This is a genomic window from Escherichia sp. MR, assembly GCF_005280595.1.
GTDB lineage: Bacteria > Pseudomonadota > Gammaproteobacteria > Enterobacterales > Enterobacteriaceae > Escherichia > Escherichia ruysiae.
In genome coordinates, this window is record NZ_SZVK01000030.1 from 33132 (window position 1) to 50845 (window position 17714).

Annotated in this window: 14 protein-coding genes; 8 read left to right on the forward strand and 6 right to left on the reverse strand. The window is 49.3% G+C overall.

What is annotated here, in order from left to right:
• Window positions 1–154: 154 nt before the first annotated feature.
• Window positions 155–1654 (reverse strand): inorganic phosphate transporter PitA, encoded by a 1500-nt coding sequence (gene pitA / locus FC814_RS13990; protein WP_000902771.1) that lies wholly within the window; start codon window positions 1652–1654, stop codon window positions 155–157.
• Window positions 1655–1884: 230 nt separating this feature from the next.
• On the opposite strand from pitA, the gene FC814_RS13995 reads away from it, so the two are divergent.
• Window positions 1885–3084: an NAD(P)/FAD-dependent oxidoreductase gene (locus FC814_RS13995; RefSeq protein ID WP_137326067.1), complete on the forward strand. Its 1200-nt coding sequence runs from the start codon at window positions 1885–1887 to the stop codon at window positions 3082–3084.
• 67 nt (window positions 3085–3151) lie between these two features.
• On the opposite strand, the gene FC814_RS14000 is transcribed toward FC814_RS13995, so the two are convergent.
• Window positions 3152–4039, reverse strand: coding sequence for a LysR substrate-binding domain-containing protein (locus FC814_RS14000; RefSeq protein WP_137326068.1), 888 nt, complete (start codon window positions 4037–4039; stop codon window positions 3152–3154).
• Window positions 4040–4172: 133 nt separating this feature from the next.
• Between FC814_RS14000 and FC814_RS14005 the strand changes: the two genes are divergently transcribed.
• The 6 genes from FC814_RS14005 to FC814_RS23190 all read left to right on the forward strand — a co-directional run bounded on the left by FC814_RS14005 (window position 4173) and on the right by FC814_RS23190 (window position 8228).
• Window positions 4173–5183, forward strand: coding sequence for an aldo/keto reductase (locus FC814_RS14005; protein ID WP_137326069.1), 1011 nt, complete (start codon window positions 4173–4175; stop codon window positions 5181–5183).
• 19 nt (window positions 5184–5202) lie between these two features.
• Window positions 5203–6000 (forward strand): SDR family NAD(P)-dependent oxidoreductase, encoded by a 798-nt coding sequence (locus FC814_RS14010; RefSeq protein WP_000762716.1) that lies wholly within the window; start codon window positions 5203–5205, stop codon window positions 5998–6000.
• A 25-nt stretch (window positions 6001–6025) separates the two neighbouring features.
• Window positions 6026–6442, forward strand: coding sequence for an SRPBCC family protein (locus FC814_RS14015; RefSeq protein WP_001140837.1), 417 nt, complete (start codon window positions 6026–6028; stop codon window positions 6440–6442).
• Between the two features lie 157 nt (window positions 6443–6599).
• Window positions 6600–6812, forward strand: a complete 213-nt coding sequence (locus FC814_RS14020) for a DUF1471 domain-containing protein (protein WP_000848789.1) — start codon at window positions 6600–6602, stop codon at window positions 6810–6812.
• 18 nt (window positions 6813–6830) lie between these two features.
• Entirely contained in the window at window positions 6831–7928 is a 1098-nt protein-coding gene (locus tag FC814_RS14025; protein WP_137326070.1) for an alkene reductase, read from the forward strand.
• A gap of 168 nt (window positions 7929–8096) precedes the next feature.
• Window positions 8097–8228 carry a hypothetical protein gene (locus tag FC814_RS23190; protein WP_274541215.1) on the forward strand — a complete coding sequence of 44 codons (132 nt, stop codon included), beginning with the start codon at window positions 8097–8099 and terminating at the stop codon, window positions 8226–8228.
• A gap of 466 nt (window positions 8229–8694) precedes the next feature.
• Here the strand turns inward: FC814_RS23190 and FC814_RS14035 are convergent, their stop codons facing one another.
• Both FC814_RS14035 and FC814_RS14040 read right to left on the reverse strand, forming a co-directional pair.
• The gene (locus tag FC814_RS14035; protein ID WP_137326071.1) at window positions 8695–14553 is read right to left on the reverse strand and encodes a DUF3320 domain-containing protein; all 5859 of its coding nucleotides are present in this window, start codon (window positions 14551–14553) and stop codon (window positions 8695–8697) included.
• 575 nt (window positions 14554–15128) lie between these two features.
• Window positions 15129–16127 (reverse strand): permease, encoded by a 999-nt coding sequence (locus FC814_RS14040; RefSeq protein ID WP_000464434.1) that lies wholly within the window; start codon window positions 16125–16127, stop codon window positions 15129–15131.
• Between the two features lie 105 nt (window positions 16128–16232).
• Here FC814_RS14040 and FC814_RS14045 point away from each other — a divergent pair, with 105 nt between their 5' ends.
• On the forward strand, window positions 16233–16529 hold the full coding sequence (locus FC814_RS14045) for a helix-turn-helix transcriptional regulator (protein ID WP_000418114.1): 297 nt from the start codon (window positions 16233–16235) through the stop codon (window positions 16527–16529).
• A gap of 42 nt (window positions 16530–16571) precedes the next feature.
• Here FC814_RS14045 and FC814_RS14050 read toward each other — a convergent pair whose 3' ends face one another.
• Both FC814_RS14050 and FC814_RS23530 read right to left on the reverse strand, forming a co-directional pair.
• Window positions 16572–17624, reverse strand: coding sequence for a DUF2776 family protein (locus FC814_RS14050; protein ID WP_105290305.1), 1053 nt, complete (start codon window positions 17622–17624; stop codon window positions 16572–16574).
• A 30-nt stretch (window positions 17625–17654) separates the two neighbouring features.
• On the reverse strand, window positions 17655–17714 hold a 60-nt coding region (locus FC814_RS23530), incomplete at its 5' end, for an IS1 family transposase (protein WP_071528444.1).

Genomic DNA, 17714 nt, shown 5'->3' on the forward strand with positions numbered 1-17714 from the left:
TTATCAGACCTACATGATCTCTGCAATTTATTGAATTTGCATGTTTTTGTAGGCCGAATAAGGCGTTCACGCCGCATCCGGCATGAACAAAGCGCACTATGTCAACAATCTGAAGCGGGTCATTCAGTTGACCCGCTCGTTTTTCTGCGTGCGATTACAGGAACTGCAAGGAGATCCAGTACAGCCCGCCGGAGAGCAGTATCGCAGCCGGGAGGGTAAACACCCACGCCATCAGAATGCTGGTTACTGTTTTACGCTGTAAGCCGCCGCCATCAACAACCATCGTCCCCGCTACGGAAGAGGAGAGTACGTGAGTGGTGGAAACCGGCATCCCGGTATAACTCGCCAGGCCGATAGACACCGCAGCCGTCATCTGGGCAGACATCCCCTGAGCGTAGGTCATGCCTTTCTTACCGATTTTCTCACCGATAGTCGTTGCCACACGACGCCAGCCAATCATCGTACCGATACCTAATGCCAGCGCGACCGCCATGATGATCCACACCGGAGCGTACTCGATGGTACTCAGCATATCGGACTTCAGTTTCTTCAACAGACGCTGATCATCTGCTGTGACGCCAGGCATTTTCACCACTTTGTCGATGGTGTCAGATACGCACAGCATAATGCGGCGCATCTGGCTACGTTGGTCAAGCGACAGCTTGTCGTAGCTTTCCACGTCAGCAGTCAACATGCCTTTCAGGCGATTGAGCGCGTTAATGGTATTCGACGGATGGCAATGGAACTCCGCAGGTTGTGTTGCGCCTGCTTCCGGAGTCGGTACTAACTGATCAGCACCGGTCGCCTGTTTCAGCAGTGCAGGGTGTTGCTCAAAGTAAGCTTCCACGTTGTTGATTGCATCACGGGTACGAGTGATTTCGTAGCCTGAGGCATTCATATTAACCACGAAGCCCGCTGGTGCGACGCCAATCAGCACCAGCATAACCAGACCAATGCCTTTCTGACCATCGTTCGCACCGTGAGAAAACGCCACGCCGACAGCGGAAAGGATCAGCGCGATACGCGTCCAGAACGGCGGCTTTTTCTTACCGTCTTTCTTTTCACGCTCCGCTGGGGTCAGGTGGATACGGGCGCGTTTCTTAGTGCCGCTCCAGTAGCGACGCAGCAAGAAAATCAGACCGCCAGCAAACACCAGGCCGACAATAGGGGAAACGATCAGAGATGCGAAAATACTTAATACTTTCGGGATATTGAGTGCATCCACCACTGACGTACCGGTCATCAACGCATTGGTTAAACCAATACCGATGATTGCGCCAATCAGCGTATGAGAGCTGGATGCAGGTAAACCAAAGTACCAGGTACCCAGGTTCCAGATAATCGCCGCCAGCAACATAGAGAACACCATGGCAAGGCCATGAGACGATCCCATATTAAGCAGCAAGTCTGTCGGCAGCATATGCACAATGGCATAGGCAACACTCAGACCACCCAGCAAAACACCCAAAAAGTTGAACACTGCCGCCATAACCACTGCGAGCTGAGAACGCATCGCGCGGGTGTAGATGACAGTTGCCACAGCGTTGGCTGTGTCATGGAAACCATTAATGGCTTCGTAGAACAGCACAAAAGCCAGTGCAAGCAATAATAACAGCCCGGTATGCAAATCCAGGCCAGCAAACAAATGTAGCATAGGACGTTACGCCATTTTGAGGACATGAACGCGGCGCATTATCAGTGACTTTCGCGGCGCGGGCAAAGTGAAATATAGATTTTTTTGATTTGCCTCCTGTATGATTTTTGCTCAAAAAATAATTATCTTATATAATTCAGGTAAATACTTCCCCTAAGTAATATTGATGCTGGTGCGACCACTGAGGAATCTTTACAATTCACGCCCGTTTTTTCTAAGAGGAGCGCAACGTGGAAAGGTTTGATGCCATTATTATAGGCGCTGGTGCGGCTGGTATGTTCTGTTCTGCGCTGGCAGGTCAGGCGGGACGCAGAGTTTTGCTGATTGATAATGGTAAAAAAACGGGGCGCAAAATCCTCATGTCTGGCGGTGGACGCTGCAACTTTACCAACCTTTATGTCGAGCCTGGCGCCTATCTGAGCCAGAATCCGCATTTTTGTAAGTCTGCACTCGCGCGTTTTACCCAGTGGGATTTCATTGATCTGGTCAATAAACACGGCATCGCCTGGCACGAGAAAACGTTAGGGCAACTCTTCTGTGATGACTCTGCACAGCAGATTGTCGACATGCTGGTGGATGAGTGTGAAAAGGGTAATGTGACCTTCAGATTGCGCAGCGAAGTGCTGAGTGTGGCAAAGGATGAAACGGGGTTTACGCTTGAACTGAACGGTATGACCGTCGGCTGCGATAAACTGGTCATTGCCACCGGAGGCCTCTCGATGCCTGGTCTGGGCGCATCGCCGTTCGGTTATAAGATTGCCGAACAATTTGGCCTCAACGTGTTGCCCACCCGCGCTGGCCTGGTGCCATTCACTCTGCATAAACCGTTGCTGGAAGAGTTACAGGTGCTGGCAGGCGTGGCGGCGCCTTCGGTGATCACCGCTGAAAACGGCACCGTATTCCGCGAGAACTTACTCTTCACTCATCGTGGCTTATCCGGCCCTGCGGTATTACAGATTTCCAGCTACTGGCAGCCGGGAGAATTTGTCAGCATCAATCTGCTACCGGATGTGGATCTCGAAACCTTCCTTAATGAGCAGCGTAACGCACATCCAAACCAGAGCCTGAAGAACACCCTGGCGGTTCATCTGCCGAAACGGTTGGTTGAACGGTTACAACAACTCGGGCAAATCCCGGATGTCTCGCTAAAACAGCTCAACGTGCGTGATCAACAGGCGCTGATTACCACATTGACCGACTGGCGCGTACAACCTAACGGCACCGAAGGCTATCGCACCGCCGAAGTGACGCTCGGCGGCGTGGACACCAACGAACTCTCTTCACGGACAATGGAAGCGCGCAAAGTGCCGGGGCTGTACTTCATTGGTGAAGTGATGGACGTCACCGGCTGGCTGGGGGGCTATAACTTCCAGTGGGCATGGTCGAGTGCGTGGGCTTGTGCGCAGGATTTGGCGGCTGTGAATAAATAATAAAAATTCGGCGCCGTTATCAACATCAAGGCCGGGAAGCGGGAACTAATGGTTCCCGCTTAATGTTTTATTCACCGCGCAGAATCTGGCGGAAATGGGAAACCAGCGGACGTTGGTTGGCTTTATGCCATGCTGCCCATAATTGCGTTGAATAATTCATCCACGGCAATTCACGTAATACCACCCCTTCCGGCGCATTATGACGCAGACTATGTTGAATTAAGGCCAGACCTAATCCCGCAGCGACCAGACCTAATGCCGTGAGTGGTTCACCCGCTTCCAGGCGAATATCAGGATTAAACCCAGCGTTAACACAGGCTGCGACAAAATGATCGCGAGAATGCGCATCGTCGTTATGAATCACCGCAATCCACTGCTCATCGCCAAGTTGCGACGCGACAAGGTTTTCCTCCTGCGCCAGAGGATGATTTTGCGGTAAGGCCAACAACATTCGATCATCCAGAACCTGAATATATTCCAGATCCTGCTCGCTGTTGGCGGGCGGCGTATCGACCAGAGAAAAATCGAGACTGCGCTGGCGCAGGCCTTCAATCTGGGTAGCCGGTGGTTGGCTGTAAAGAGCGATATGCACATTCGGACGCGATACACGTAACGTACGTAGCGCCGTAGAAAGCACACCGGAATGCATGGCGTTTTCAATATAGCCAATACACAAGCCACCATCTTCACCACGCCCCAGGCGTTTGCCTAACGACTCCAGACGGTTGGCGTGTGTCAGCAACGAACGTGTTTCAGCAAGGAATGTCTGTCCATCAGCGGTCAGGCGAATGCGCTGCTGATTACGCTCAAACAGCATCAGTCCCAGCCGTTCTTCCAGTTGTGCAATCTGGCGGCTCAGCGGTGATTGCGAGATATGTAATCGCTCGGCTGCGCGTCCCACGTGCTCTTCTTCTGCGACCACCACGAAGTACTTCAGTTGGCGTAAATCAATCATGTTAGACCTCAAAGGACTTAAGTCAGACTAATTATGTCCTATCAAGTCACAACCTCGCAAGGTAATGTGATCCACGTCACAGGGCGATAGCAAAAAAACGCCCGAACCCAAACCGAATAATTGAGGACATCTTATGAGCATCAAAAATTTACTTCCCGGCAAAATTAGCTTAGGCGGCGCACCGCTCGGCAACATGTTCCGTGCCATTCCGGAAGAAGAGGCCCACGCCACCGTGAGCGAAGCCTGGAACCTGGGCGTGCGTTACTTCGATACCGCGCCGCTGTACGGCTCTGGCCTTTCTGAAATCCGCATGGGTGAAGCGCTGTCTCAGTATCCACGCGATGAATACGTTCTGAGCAGCAAAGTCGGCCGCATCATGCTGGACGAAATGGAAGATCCGGCAAAACGTGATTTCGGTGAAAAAGGTGGCCTGTTCGAACACGGCCTGAAAAACAAAATTCTGAATGACTACTCCGCTGACGCCACGCTGCGCTCGATTGAAGACAGCCTGAAACGCCTGAAAACAGACCGTCTGGATATTGTCTGGATCCACGACCCGGCGCAGGACTTCTACGGTGACAGCTGGCTGGAGCAGTTCAACATTGCCCGTACCGGTGCGTTTCGTGCGCTGACACGTTTGCGTGACGAAGGTGTGATTAAAGCCTGGGGACTGGGTGTGAACCGCGTCGAACCTTGCGAACTGACGCTGGCGCTGGACGAACCGAAGCCAGATGCGTTCCTGCTGGCGGGGCGTTATTCCCTGCTTGATCACGAACGTGCGCTGCAACGCCTGATGCCAGAAGCACTGGAACAGAATGTGGATATCGTTGTGGGTGGTCCGTACAGCTCTGGCGTACTGGCAGGCGGCGAGCACTTTGAATATCAGAAAGCCTCTGCGGCCATTCAGCAGAAAGTGGCGCAAATTAACGCCATTGCCACACGTTTCAATGTGAACGTTAAAGCAGCTGCGCTGCAGTTCGCGCTGGCAAACCCGGCCGTTGCGGCGGTTATTCCTGGCTCCAGCCGTCCTGGCCGTATGGCAGAAGATCTGGCTGCACTGAATGCGCCTGTTCCGGCTGAATTCTGGGCAGAAATGCGCCGTCAAAATCTGGTTGCGGAAAACGCTCCGCTGCCGACCCGTTAATCAACCTGGTGAGAAAACGATGAAACTGGATCTGACAGGTAAAGTCGCGGTGGTCAGCGGCTCAACCTCCGGCATTGGGCAGGGTATCGCCGCCGGACTGGCAAAAGCAGGCGCAACGGTGGTTGTCGTCGGCCGTAAACAGAGCGGCGTTGATGACGCCATGGCTGCGATTGCGGCACAAACTCCCACAGCGTCACTTCGCGGCGTGGTGGCCGATCTCAGCACCGAAGACGGCGTGGCTGCGCTGATCGCTGCAGTCCCAACGGCTGATGTGCTGGTCAATAATCTGGGTATTTTTAACGATAAAGATTTCTTTAGCGTTCCGGATGATGAGTGGATGCACTTCTATAACGTCAACGTCCTCTCCGGCGTTCGTCTGGCGCGTCACTATGCGCCAGGCATGACGGAACAGGGCTGGGGGCGGATTATCTTTGTCTCGTCTGAATCCGGCGTGGCAATCCCTGGCGACATGATCAACTACGGCGTCACCAAAGCCGCGAATCTGGCGGTCTCTCATGGTCTGGCGAAACGACTGGCGGGAACCGGTGTGACCGTCAACGCCATTCTGCCAGGGCCAACCTTTACCGATGGCCTGAAAGAGATGCTGGCGGATGCCGCTGCACAGTCGGGACGCAGTGCGCGTGAACAGGCCGATGAGTTTGTTAAAACCTCGCGTCCGAGCTCCATCATCCAGCGTGCGGCGGATGTGGAAGAAGTGGCGAATCTGGCGGTTTATCTCGCGTCACCACTTTCCTCGGCAACCACAGGGGCAGCCCTGCGCGTCGATGGCGGTGTCGTCGACACCCTGACTATGTAACCCTATAAATTAAGAGAAAATTATCATGGCTAAAACAACTGTATCGATCGAAATCCCGGCTTCTGCCGACGCCGTATGGCAATTGATGGGCGGCTTTGATGCGCTGCCAGACTGGCTGCCATTCATCCCGAAAAGCGTGGTGACAGAAGGTGGTCGCGTTCGTTCGCTGACAACCTCTGATGGCGGCACTGTGGTTGAACGTCTGGAAGCGTTTGATAACCGTCAACGCAGTTATACCTATTCCATTATTCAGGCACCGTTTCCGGTGGTGGATTACCTCTCCACCATTACCGTTCATGAAACCGCCGACAGCCAGGTTTCCCGTGTGGAATGGTTCGGTGAATTCACCCCAGTGAATATGACGAACGAAGAGGCCGAGGCGCTGTTTACCGGCATCTATCGGGATGGTCTCAAGGCGCTGAAGGACAACTTTGTTGCCTGATGCGATCGACAGGCGTCGGAATGTCCGGCGTCTGATTATTAACAAAAACAGAATAGTCTATTGTTATTTGTATCATTTATGTTATCAGGCAGCAGGCGTATTCTCTCCCCATCGCGTTAATAAACGCCAAACAATTAAGACACTCTGGAATATAAACATGAAAACGATCATCGCAATTTTTACGGCTTCTCTTTTCTCTGTAGCGGCGTTTAACGCATCGGCGCAAAGCGTGACAGCAACCGGTAAAACACTGGATTCTGCGGAAGCGGTTATTGCGCAGAAAGCGAAAGAGATGAACGCCTCTGAATACAAAATTACCAGCGCTCGCATGGGCAATACCGTCACCATGAGTGCCGAACTGTATAAATAATCGCGCGAGGAACCCATTATGTTATTTGCTAAATATGCGCTGAATGCGTTGCCATTAAAAAACCGTATTGTAATGCCACCGATGACGCGTTCCCGCGCCGGTGCGGGTGACGTTGCGACTGACATGATGGCGGACTATTACGCGCAGCGCGCCAGTGCTGGACTTATCATCAGCGAAGGTACGCAAATCAGCCAGCAGGGGCAGGGTTATGCCTGGACGCCGGGTATTTATTCTGAGGCGCAGATTGCTGGCTGGAAAAAAGTGACCGATGCGGTGCATCACGCAGGTGGTAAAATTTTTGCTCAGCTGTGGCACGTCGGTCGCGTGTCTCATACCGTGCTGCAACCGAACGGTGCCGCACCGGTGTCTTCTTCGGCAATTCAGGCCGAAGGGGTAAAAGTGTTTGTCGATGTGGAAGGCCGTGGTCCGGAGAACGGCGTTGGCGAGATGGTTCAGCATGACATGCCACGTGCACTGACGCTGGAAGAGATCCCGTCAATCGTTGATGACTATGCACAGGCGGCGCGTAATGCGATTGCCGCTGGCTTTGACGGTATTGAGTTGCACGGCGCGAACGGCTATCTCATTAACCAGTTCATTGACTCGCAGGCCAACCTGCGTGATGACGAATACGGCGGCTCGCTGCAAAATCGTCTGCGCTTTATGAAAGAGGTGGTGGAAGCTGTCTCTTCGGCGATTGGTAAAGAGCGTGTAGGAATTCGTCTCGCGCCGCTGACTACGCTGATGGGCTCCATAGACGATACGCCGGAAGCGACCTACCTCGCGGCGGCAAGCGTACTGAACGAGCTGGGGATTGCCTATATCCATATTGCCGAAGCCGACTGGGAAGATGCGCCGGTGATGCCTGCGGCCTTTAAAGAAGCGCTGCGCATAATTTTCCATGGCACGCTGATTTACTCCGGTAAATACACCAAAGCGCGCGCCGAAGAGGCGCTGGCTAACGGCTGGGCTGATCTGATTGGTTTTGGTCGTCCGTTTATTGCCAACCCGGATCTTCCGTATCGTCTGGAAAACGATTTACCGCTGAATGCGCCCATCAAAGAGAAATTCTTTGGCGGCGGTAAAGATGGATATCTGGATTATCCGGTTCTCTGAATTTGAATGGCTCGATTATACGGGGTACTTACACATCCTTCCTGGCAATGGCCGTCCTGCCCCGTGGTCATTTATGGAACAAACCCGTGAATTCAGAATTGAAACCCGCAGCCGGTCTGTCGGGAAGATTATCTTGCGACCCTGACGTTAGTTAAAAACGGCGCAGGTGTGATGCAGGTTTACCGCTTTATCGTCGAGGATGAGTTAAAACGCGGAGAGCTGATTGAGCTATTACCTGTCTTTGCAGGCACCTCCCGACCTTTTATGATTGTTTATCCCTATAAGCGTCAGGTACTTTGACAAAATCGATAAACGCTCACACTGGCGGCTCAATTGACTGCCGTCACGCGGCTGTTCGCGGGGCTCGATATGCCGAATTTTCTCACAGTAAGTTTTAGCAATGACTGAATCGCAACAGATAAACCAGACCCCATCACGCCTTTTCTCCACACCGAACTTCCGCTTCTCGCTTACATCGGACTTTCAGCCCAATGAGCTTGCCTACTCCGTGTTAATAGCGAACCTTGTAAAAATCGATCCCTGCTAGCCAGCAGGGAGCAGGTCAAGGTGGATAGTTATGTGATAAATATCGTTATATATCAATTTGTTGTGTTTTTAGTGACATTATTTTCATGTCAAATATTGAATTAGTAGCAGAACTTTTTTAACGCTACACTGAGTAGTATGAAAATGATGCCCCGCTTTTGCACTGCAAACAGGGCTAGTTGTAACCATTCCGGGATATTCCTCCCGGAATGGTATGATTTTAGATAACCAACTCCAGTCGTTGTCTGGCCTGACTGGTTAGTCGTTTTATTCCCAGAGATTTAGCCATTTCCATGATCTTATTTTCCTCTTCAAGGCTTAACGCTAATGCGCGTAATTCTTCACTAGGTATCGCATCAACCTGACGTATATCCTCGTCAGTCGCTGGCAGGCGGAAGGAATTCCAGTCTGTTCTTTGCGTTTCTGATAGCCAAACAAAATCTTCGCCAGAATGGTCAGTTGCGACGTGATAATTTTGATCGACAATCTCCATGACGCGTTCGCGAATGAGCCTGCCTGCTCGAGTAAATCCATGAATGCGCGCAATACGCTGAACGAGTGTGGTGTCAAGAAGAGGAGATTCGACTTGAACAACATCGGCAATCAACGCTTTTAAAGTGTCATCATATTCAGAGGTATAAAATTTCTCTGAGTCGGTTTTACCTTGCCAGTCAATCAAATTATTCGTGACATAGGTGCCGGTGTTAGTTGTACTGCACATCTCCAGTACCGTGTTATTGGCATATTTTAGTTCAGATAACGGTTCCTCTTCAGGCACCATCGGATGTTCACTCTGAATTAATGAGGATAATTTTTCATCATTAGCGACAATGTGAGCTTCTGTTTCTAAATTCTTATCTGAGTTGCCATTTTCTACTGGGGCGGTTGCTTCCTGTTTTTGCGTTGCAACGTTAGCAGCTTCCTTGGCCCTCGAAGCTTCTAATAAGTTACTTATCGCAGCATCAAGTCGCTCAAGCGCACCTTCTTTGTCGATCCACCATTCAGTTGACCAAAGGCGAAGAAGCGTCCAGCCCAGTCCTTGCAGTATGGCGCTACGAACTTTATCCCGGTCACGTGCTGTGGCGGCGCTATGGTAGGTTGCACCGTCGCATTCAACGCCAACAAGGTAGTCACCCGGTTTATCAGGATGAACGATACCTAAATCAATACGGAAGCGTGAAACGCCGATCTGTGGAACAACTTGCCAGCCTTTTCTGCGTAAGCCGTTTGCTACAGCCTCTTCGAAGGGGGAGTCATACCCACCGACAGAGCCACGAACTGCCTGTGCCAATGCCAGTGGTCCGCGCTGAGCAAACTCGATAAAGTGCTTGAGGTCAGCAACAGCACGCGCGCTTGTGCGGTTAAGGTCGATAAAGGAAGGTTCAAATGAGCTGAACACTATCATTTCCTGGCGGGCGCGAGTCACGGCAACGTTCAGTCGACGCCAGCCGCCTTCGCGGTTTAATGGGCCGAAGTTCATCGACATGGTATTGGCTCCGGGTTCCGTTGGACCATATCCGATGCCAAGCATGATCAAGTCTCGCTCATCCCCTTGTACTGTCTCAAGATTTTTAACAACCACGGGTTCTTCCTGTTCTGACTGGAAGAAAGGCTCAATCTCAGGATGATGTTGGCGGGCGCGATCCAGTAAATCACTGATAAGATTTTGCTGCTCTGTATTCAGGGTAATAATGCCAATTGATTTACCTGATGTGACAAAGTTTTTATCGGTCAGACGTTTTACGGTTTCAGCAACAATCGCTTCTGCTTCGGCCTGATTATGACGTCCTTTCCCTTTGGAGTAGACCCCTGATACTTTGCACCACTGAACCGCGCTTTGTCGTGTGACTGGCGCCGGGAAGGTGATGAGATTACTGTCGTAATAGCGATGGTTGGAAAAGGTGATCAGGCTTTCATGTCGGCTGCGATAATGCCAGCTCAGACTGTGGTTATACAGACCCGCAGCCAGACACTCATCAAGAATGCTTTCCATATCTTCTTCGGTGTCATCATCGGTATCACTCGCAGCCCTGTTAAAGAAACTGGTTGGTGGCATCTGGCGAGGATCTCCCGCAATAACGACCTGCTTACCGCGTGCCATTACCCCAATCGCATCCCAGGGAGAAATCTGTGATGCTTCATCAAAAATAACCAGATCAAACAGTGGTTGATCCGAAGGTAAAAATTGTGCAACAGAAAGAGGACTCATCAACATGCAGGGCGCAAGTTTTGACATGGCGTCACCCATTTCTGCCGCCATTTGGCGGACGGGTTTATGGCGTCGGGATTTTTGTAATTCATGTTTAAGTAAGGCAAAACCGCCTTGCCGGGTAATTTCATTTTTAGCAGGTATGACTCCACACAGTTTGGCGCGAATATAGCGAACCGTGAGTTTAGCCAGGCGATCGGTTTGCGTACGGTAAGTCTCGATATCACTGAAATGTTCAGCAGGGACAAAGTTATGTAATAACGACTCAGAATCAATTACCCACGAAGCGAACCAACGACAATAAGCCGTTTCGAATAACTCCGTCGCGCTGATGTCGTCAGAATCAGCCAGGATAATAGAATTAATCAGAGGTAATAAACCTCGGTCGATGGCCTCTTCACGAACGCGGCACCAGTCACTCCAGGCTTTAAGAGCAGTTTGGTTATTAACGATGCCTGATGCACACTCACGTAACTCGGCGATTCCATGCTCGCTCTCTGTCACATTGAGGAGATGACAGAATCTGGTTTTAGTTTCAGTAAAGTCAGAGAGTGAGGTACGTAAATTTTGGCTTAATGCCATCATCATTCCCTGAGGACCGAGTAACTCATTGGCGTGAACAACTAATGTTTCTACGGAGGTTCGGAATTCTGCAAGTTGTTGTGGCGAGGATGCAAAACTTGCAAGTGCCGTACGAATAGATTCCGCTAGTTCCAACGCGTCGCGTAAGCTATTTTGATTGGTATCAAGACCATACCAGCCTGGCTGCGTCGTCATCAAAGGCGCAAGATCGGACAGACGTTGATGTAATGATTGCAGTTTTTCGATAACAGCGAGATCCACCGAGAGGTCAGGTGTCGCGTTTAGCGAATATTGTTGCATCACCCCAGCAATCACGTTTTTGCGTGCGTTCGTCGCAAAGAACCAGAATTTTTTATCTGCCTCAGCAAGTGAATGTTTAATTTGCGAAATATTCACATGTTGCCAGCTATTATCTGGATAAGTTACAGACAGTTGTGCTTTGTTCGATTCGATCTCACAGAGAAGAGTAATTACCGTTTTTGCCGCTTCTATTCGTGAGGCGACATCGGGAGTAAACATAAAACTGAGATCAAGCCCTGCAGCTTTTGACAATAATTCACAGAGGTTGATTAGCTGATGTAATTTCTCTGGATCAGTGGTATCCAGAGAAATCCCTGTTGCTTCAAGTAATTTTTGTGCGGCTTGTTCATAATCATCAATTTTAACGGGGATCGTCTTAGCTTCGGCAATGAGCGAGGATTGCCATCCGTTCGTCCATTCTGTTTGGGCGATAATCCTGAAATGATGACCATGTTGCTTAAAAGCATCGCGATTGAGTTCCAGGCGTCTGGTTATGTCTCTGAACTCCGTCATTTGTTCAACGGTATGTTGAATACCAGAAGACCAAACCAAAGATGGCGTGACTGAACTGGCATCTCTGATAACGCGTCCCATCGCCTGATGAAGCGTCAGCCCGTTTGACCAACGACGATGCAACAAACGGACAATCTGATTTAATTTGTCGCGCAGTCGTTGAACCTTGCTGGCTTCTTCTTCCCATTCACGCGTAGTAAGTATGTCGCGAGCATCCCATGCACGTTCCAGTTGCTTTAAAAAATCCATCTTTGATGTTTTGCTGGAGTGCAGCTCAAGGCAAAACTCTCCAAGTCCCTGAGTTTCAAGTCTACGATAGACCACATCAAGCGCCGCTTTTTTCTCTGCAACAAATAATACACGTCTACCCAACGCCAGATTATGCGCAATCATATTGGCGATTGTCTGAGATTTTCCTGTGCCAGGAGGACCATCCAGAACAAAATCACGACCTTTTGCCGATGCAACGACAGCTGCAATTTGCGAAGAATCTGCGGGTAAGGGGAGAAAAAGCTCCTGAGTATTGACTACAGCATCAAGATCATCAATTTCGACAATTTCCCCGTTTTTTTCCAGAACCACATTCTCCTGACCGCGCTCAATGAGATATTTCACTAAGGGGCTTTGCATTAGCTGTGGTGCTCTATCGATGAGATCTTTCCACATCAGATATTTGGCAAAAGAAAAAGTGCCTATCACAACATCTCGGGTGACTTCAAAGCCAGGTATATCCCGAACGGCACGGCGTACAATATTCCAGATACCATCGACATCAATGCCGCTTTCATCAGTAGGTAATTCACCATCAAGCCCTTTGATCGTCAGAGCAAAATCATTGTGAAGTAGCTCCAGTAACGTGAGGTTAAAGCGGGGTTCTTCTTCCAGCAGGCGCATGGTTACACCGGAAAGGGCGCTTTTACGATCGAGTTGGATGGGCAGAAGAATCAATGGTGCTGAATAACTTTTTGGATCATCGGCAGATTTTTTCCACTTCAGGAAACCCACAGCAAGAAACAGGGTGTTAGCACCACCTTCTTCCAGATCGCTTTTAGATTTACGATACAAATCAATAAGTGTTGCTTCAAGGCGGTCTTTTTCAAGCGGCGATACCACTTCACCCCGATCAAGAGCAAGAAGAGCATATTCTTCGCGAAGGTTTTCATTGGTTTGCTGACGATATAATTCAGTATCGCGGATTCCCATTTCTAGATCGGGTAAAGGCACAATGCGAATTCTTTTGCCTTCAGCGAGTTTATCTTCAAGATTTCCTGGATGAGGGCAAATTAAGCGAATGCCTTTTGCACTTTCAGGTAAATGCAATAAACGGTTTCGTGTCGTTAAATCGAGTAATTTACGTTGCCATTGCACTAAACGGCTGGCGGTGTCCTTTTCATTGTTGGTTTCAACGTCAAGCTCAAAAGAGGGGAGGACTGGCGCATCTTCAAAACCGTGCTGGATTTCTGACTCATCTTCGGGCTGGCAGGCCAGGCGGGAGACTGCCAAAGCCAAAGGGCGAATTTTCTGCATTCGCGCACGCCGGGTATCAATGGCCGCGTGAAAAACATCCTCGGTAAGGTGTTTCAATGCCCCTTCAACTGCCTGACTAAATGAAGGTGGATAGGCTTGCGTGACCAGTGTCGTCTCAAACACAACCATCTCTTGCAAATCAATGCGTTTACGGACTGAAGAGACATCTTCTGTGACGAGTTGTGAAAACTCTTGTGGTTGTAACCAAAATCCCGCAAAAGCATGTCCTTCGCACAGGAATACCAAAGAATTAAGTCCTATTTGTTCCAGTGCAGAAGCGAATAATAAAGTAGTGTCCAGACAAGTCGCTATTTTACCTTCGAGAATAGCGCCGGGCGTGCGGATCTTTTGACCGTTACGCTCAAAACTGGCAGGGGGTAAGGCATAGCTGATATTCAGGTTACAGACTGCGGTCCACAACGCGGAAGCAATCTCCCATACCCGTGTTCTGGACTGAATTTCGTAACCTTCTAAAGTATCGTTTTTTCCAGCGCGGCGTAACACGTCTGATGTCGCCTTTAAAAGACGATCGACTGCGGGGTCATTTGGCATAATGAAAGAAGGCAGCAATTCAAACATTGCTTCTCCGCCCCATTCATTTTTCGCCAGTGCTTCCAGAGGGTAATTAAGAGTGAGAAGCTCTTCGGTTCCCTGTAGCAAACTGAACGAGACTTCACATACGACGCTTTCTGTCAGCTCCGCCAGCCACTCTGCATTGAGTTTTATATCTCGATCGCGAATGTCCACAGAGGAATTGGGAAGCAAGCAATCGATATGCCACTTTTTAGGTTCCAGAACGGTGGGGGAGGTTTGCAGATGTAACGTTAAATCGTGAAAACTTTGGTCTGACTCGTTGTGTAAAACAAACTCACGTAACAGAGGCACGGCATTCTGATGTGAAGTAAATCCCAGCTTACTGGCAATACTTATTTGCGCTTTAATACTCATAAACGCCTCTCCTTTGAGGTAAATTCCTCTGGCATTCAAAGGGTTGCTGAATGGATGTCTAGGCAGACATAAAGGAGAGGAGAAGGGTTGCTATTACACGATGTTCAAAATTGCAGGTCTACTGTATAACCCGATCGCAGGGTATAAGTACAAAGGCAACTAATGAGAAGCAACGACATCCAAAACCGTCCGTCTGGATAAATATCCTAAGAATAGTCTCGATTTTTTTAATACCTTAAATGATTAAGCACCGCTAATCTATAGGCGTTTTTCACTTTCAGTCGTTGTTTTGGGAAGACGCTATTATCTGGGGCGCGGTTTGTATTTCTAGTGACTTAAGTTAACTCCGTGTTAATTATAAGAAACAGAAGTAAATACCCCTGCAATGAGAACCACTTTGAGAAGGGAGCGTACATTTCATGAGCCAGGCTAATCATGCCTCGGTCTGAGGTGCGCTTCCCCCATTACGCCCCTTGGCTTGCCTGGTTTTTATTTATCGTAGAAGTAACAGAAGTTACCAGCTGACTGGGAGTTATGACTTTCAGGGGGCGTGGGCTTGTGCGCAGGATTTGGCCTCAGAATAACGTCTGCGTTACATATCCCATGACCACTGCCATTCCTAAAATTACCATCAGAAAGGCAATAATCATCGGCGTGCGAAACATCGATTTCAGCAAAATAACTTCTGTTAAGCTGGCACCCGCGCTACCGATGATGAGTGCCATTACAGCTCCCATCCCCATGCCTTTGGTCATTAATACCGATGCGAGGGGAATTACGGCCTCTGCACGTATATAGAGCGGGATACCTATAACCGCGCTCAAGGGGATGGCCAGTGGATTATCCGTTCCGGCATGTGCTGCAATCCATTGCGCTGGAATAAAGCCGTAAATAAATGAGCCAATTAGTACCCCAATTAACAGGTAGGGCAGCACTTCTTTAAATTGCAGCCATGCATCCTTTATTGCCTGAGTCAGCAGGCTGGGGGGAGCCGTTTTGGCTGCACTACAGCAATTAACAGCAGGTTTTGCGGTACAGCAAGATGTGGTTTGTGGCGTAAACGTCGAGGAGCGCAAGTTAATAACGGGTTTATCGGACACCGGTTTGCAGCAGCTCGCGTTGCTCGCCTTCGCCGGTATGACGTATCGTTCGAAGCCAACAAAATCCAGTAACAAACTGGCGCTCAGCGAAACACCGCACGCAATAACGGCGTACAGCAACGTTACCTTCCAGCCAAATGTTGCCCACATTAGCCCGACGATAATCGGGTTGAGTAATGGTGAAACAAACAAAAAGGTGAGCGTTGGGCCAAATCCCGCTTTTGCAGAAAGAAGACCGCGAAGCATGGGAATGGTTGAGCAACTGCAAAACGGAGTCACTGCACCTAACATTGCTGCCAGCAAATAACCGCGCCCTTTACGCGCACCCATCATTTTCTGGATCTTATGATCCGGGATTTTCTGACGGATTACGCTGACACCAGCACTGATAAGAAGAAAAAGTAACGATAGCTCTACGGCTAAGAACAGGAACATCCCGGCGGCGTCGCGCAGCCCTGGTAACCATTCAAACATTTTATACCCTCTATAAAACTATATTTCTAAAATTATCGAAATGATGAGCGATGAGCAAGATATTTCTGGTATCATCGAAATATCAATTAACCGGAGAAACTATTTATGGAACTGGAAGATGTCGCTAAGGCACTGAAAGAATTAGGTCATCCGACCCGTTTGTTTATTTTTCGTCATCTGGTCAAAGCGGGAGAGCGCGGGATGCCGGTAGGCGAGTTACAGAAGGAACTTGCGATCCCCGCATCGACCTTAAGCCACCATATCTCGGCGCTGGTCTCCGTTGGTCTGGTTAAGCAAAACCGCGAAAGTCGCACGTTGATGTGTGTCTCGCAATATGATGTTCTGGAAGGAATTATTAGTTTTCTGCGTGAAGAGTGCTGCGTGAATAACGGGAAGTATTAATATTCGCCGGGCTGTAGCATAACCACAACCCGGCGAGAGCCATTATTTTTTCGCAGAACCCGCTTCTAATATAGAAACGATGGAAAACAGTGTAAAACACACTGCACCTAAGCCAACCAAAACTCGCGAGGGAATAAAGTAAGCCATATCGATTTGCGCAATTTCAGCAAGGAACGCCGCGAGGAACAGGCAAAACAGACAGGTAAATACCGGTATCATTGGTATTCTGTTGGTTAACGAACAGGTGCGTCTCCAGACTAACGCCAACAGCCACACTTTGGAGAAAATGCTGTAGCAGATCATCCCCAGACAAATGAGAATAATGCCGGGTGCCAGACGGGCGCTTGCATCTGAACTGATTAATACGTAGATACCCTGAATAACGGTAAGTGAGCCGAGCAAAATAACCCAATAACACCAGAGCCAATGTTCTTTCGCTGAGAATGTGTTCCGCGTTTGATGAACAATAGTGGCGACCAGGCCAATAAGACAAGCGCAAATTGCCGTTAGCCCCAGGAATACATGGCCTGCAACATAATGCGCTGGAATATCTGCACTACGCAAAAGCGCAACTGACCAGAGGAAACCAAAGAGAGTCAGAAGTAGTGGCACGGCAATTAAGCAATTACCAATAAACGAAGAATAAGCCTGAAGCGGAGTTCCATCGCTTTTACTCCCTGCTGCGTTTTTCGGGATGAGCAGAAAATGCCCGGAAGATGCCGCGACGGTTGATACGCAGGCGGCAATCATCCCAACACCAAAAATAACGTGCCCGGCAACAAATTCATCCGCCATCACATTATCACTTGCCAGCAGAGACCATCCCCAAATCATCGTTGCAACGGAACCTGAATAACCAATAATAGGAAATAGCGTGTTGTAGAATTTATTCACACCATGATTTAACTGAGAGATGATAATAAATGCAGTAGTGAACAACGCCAGGCATATTGCAGAAAGAGAAATTAAAACATGCCCTGCAACGAAATATTCACTTTGCCCAGAACCTGCTAATACAAAATCACCTAACGCGATGCATATTATACCCATTATCAAAGGGATTAATTTAAACAACCATCCGATATATATGTTCATCTCAATCTCCATATGGGTAATGACTCTAACTTATTGATAGTGTTTTATGTTCAGATAATGCCCGATGACTTTGTCATGCAGCTCCACCGA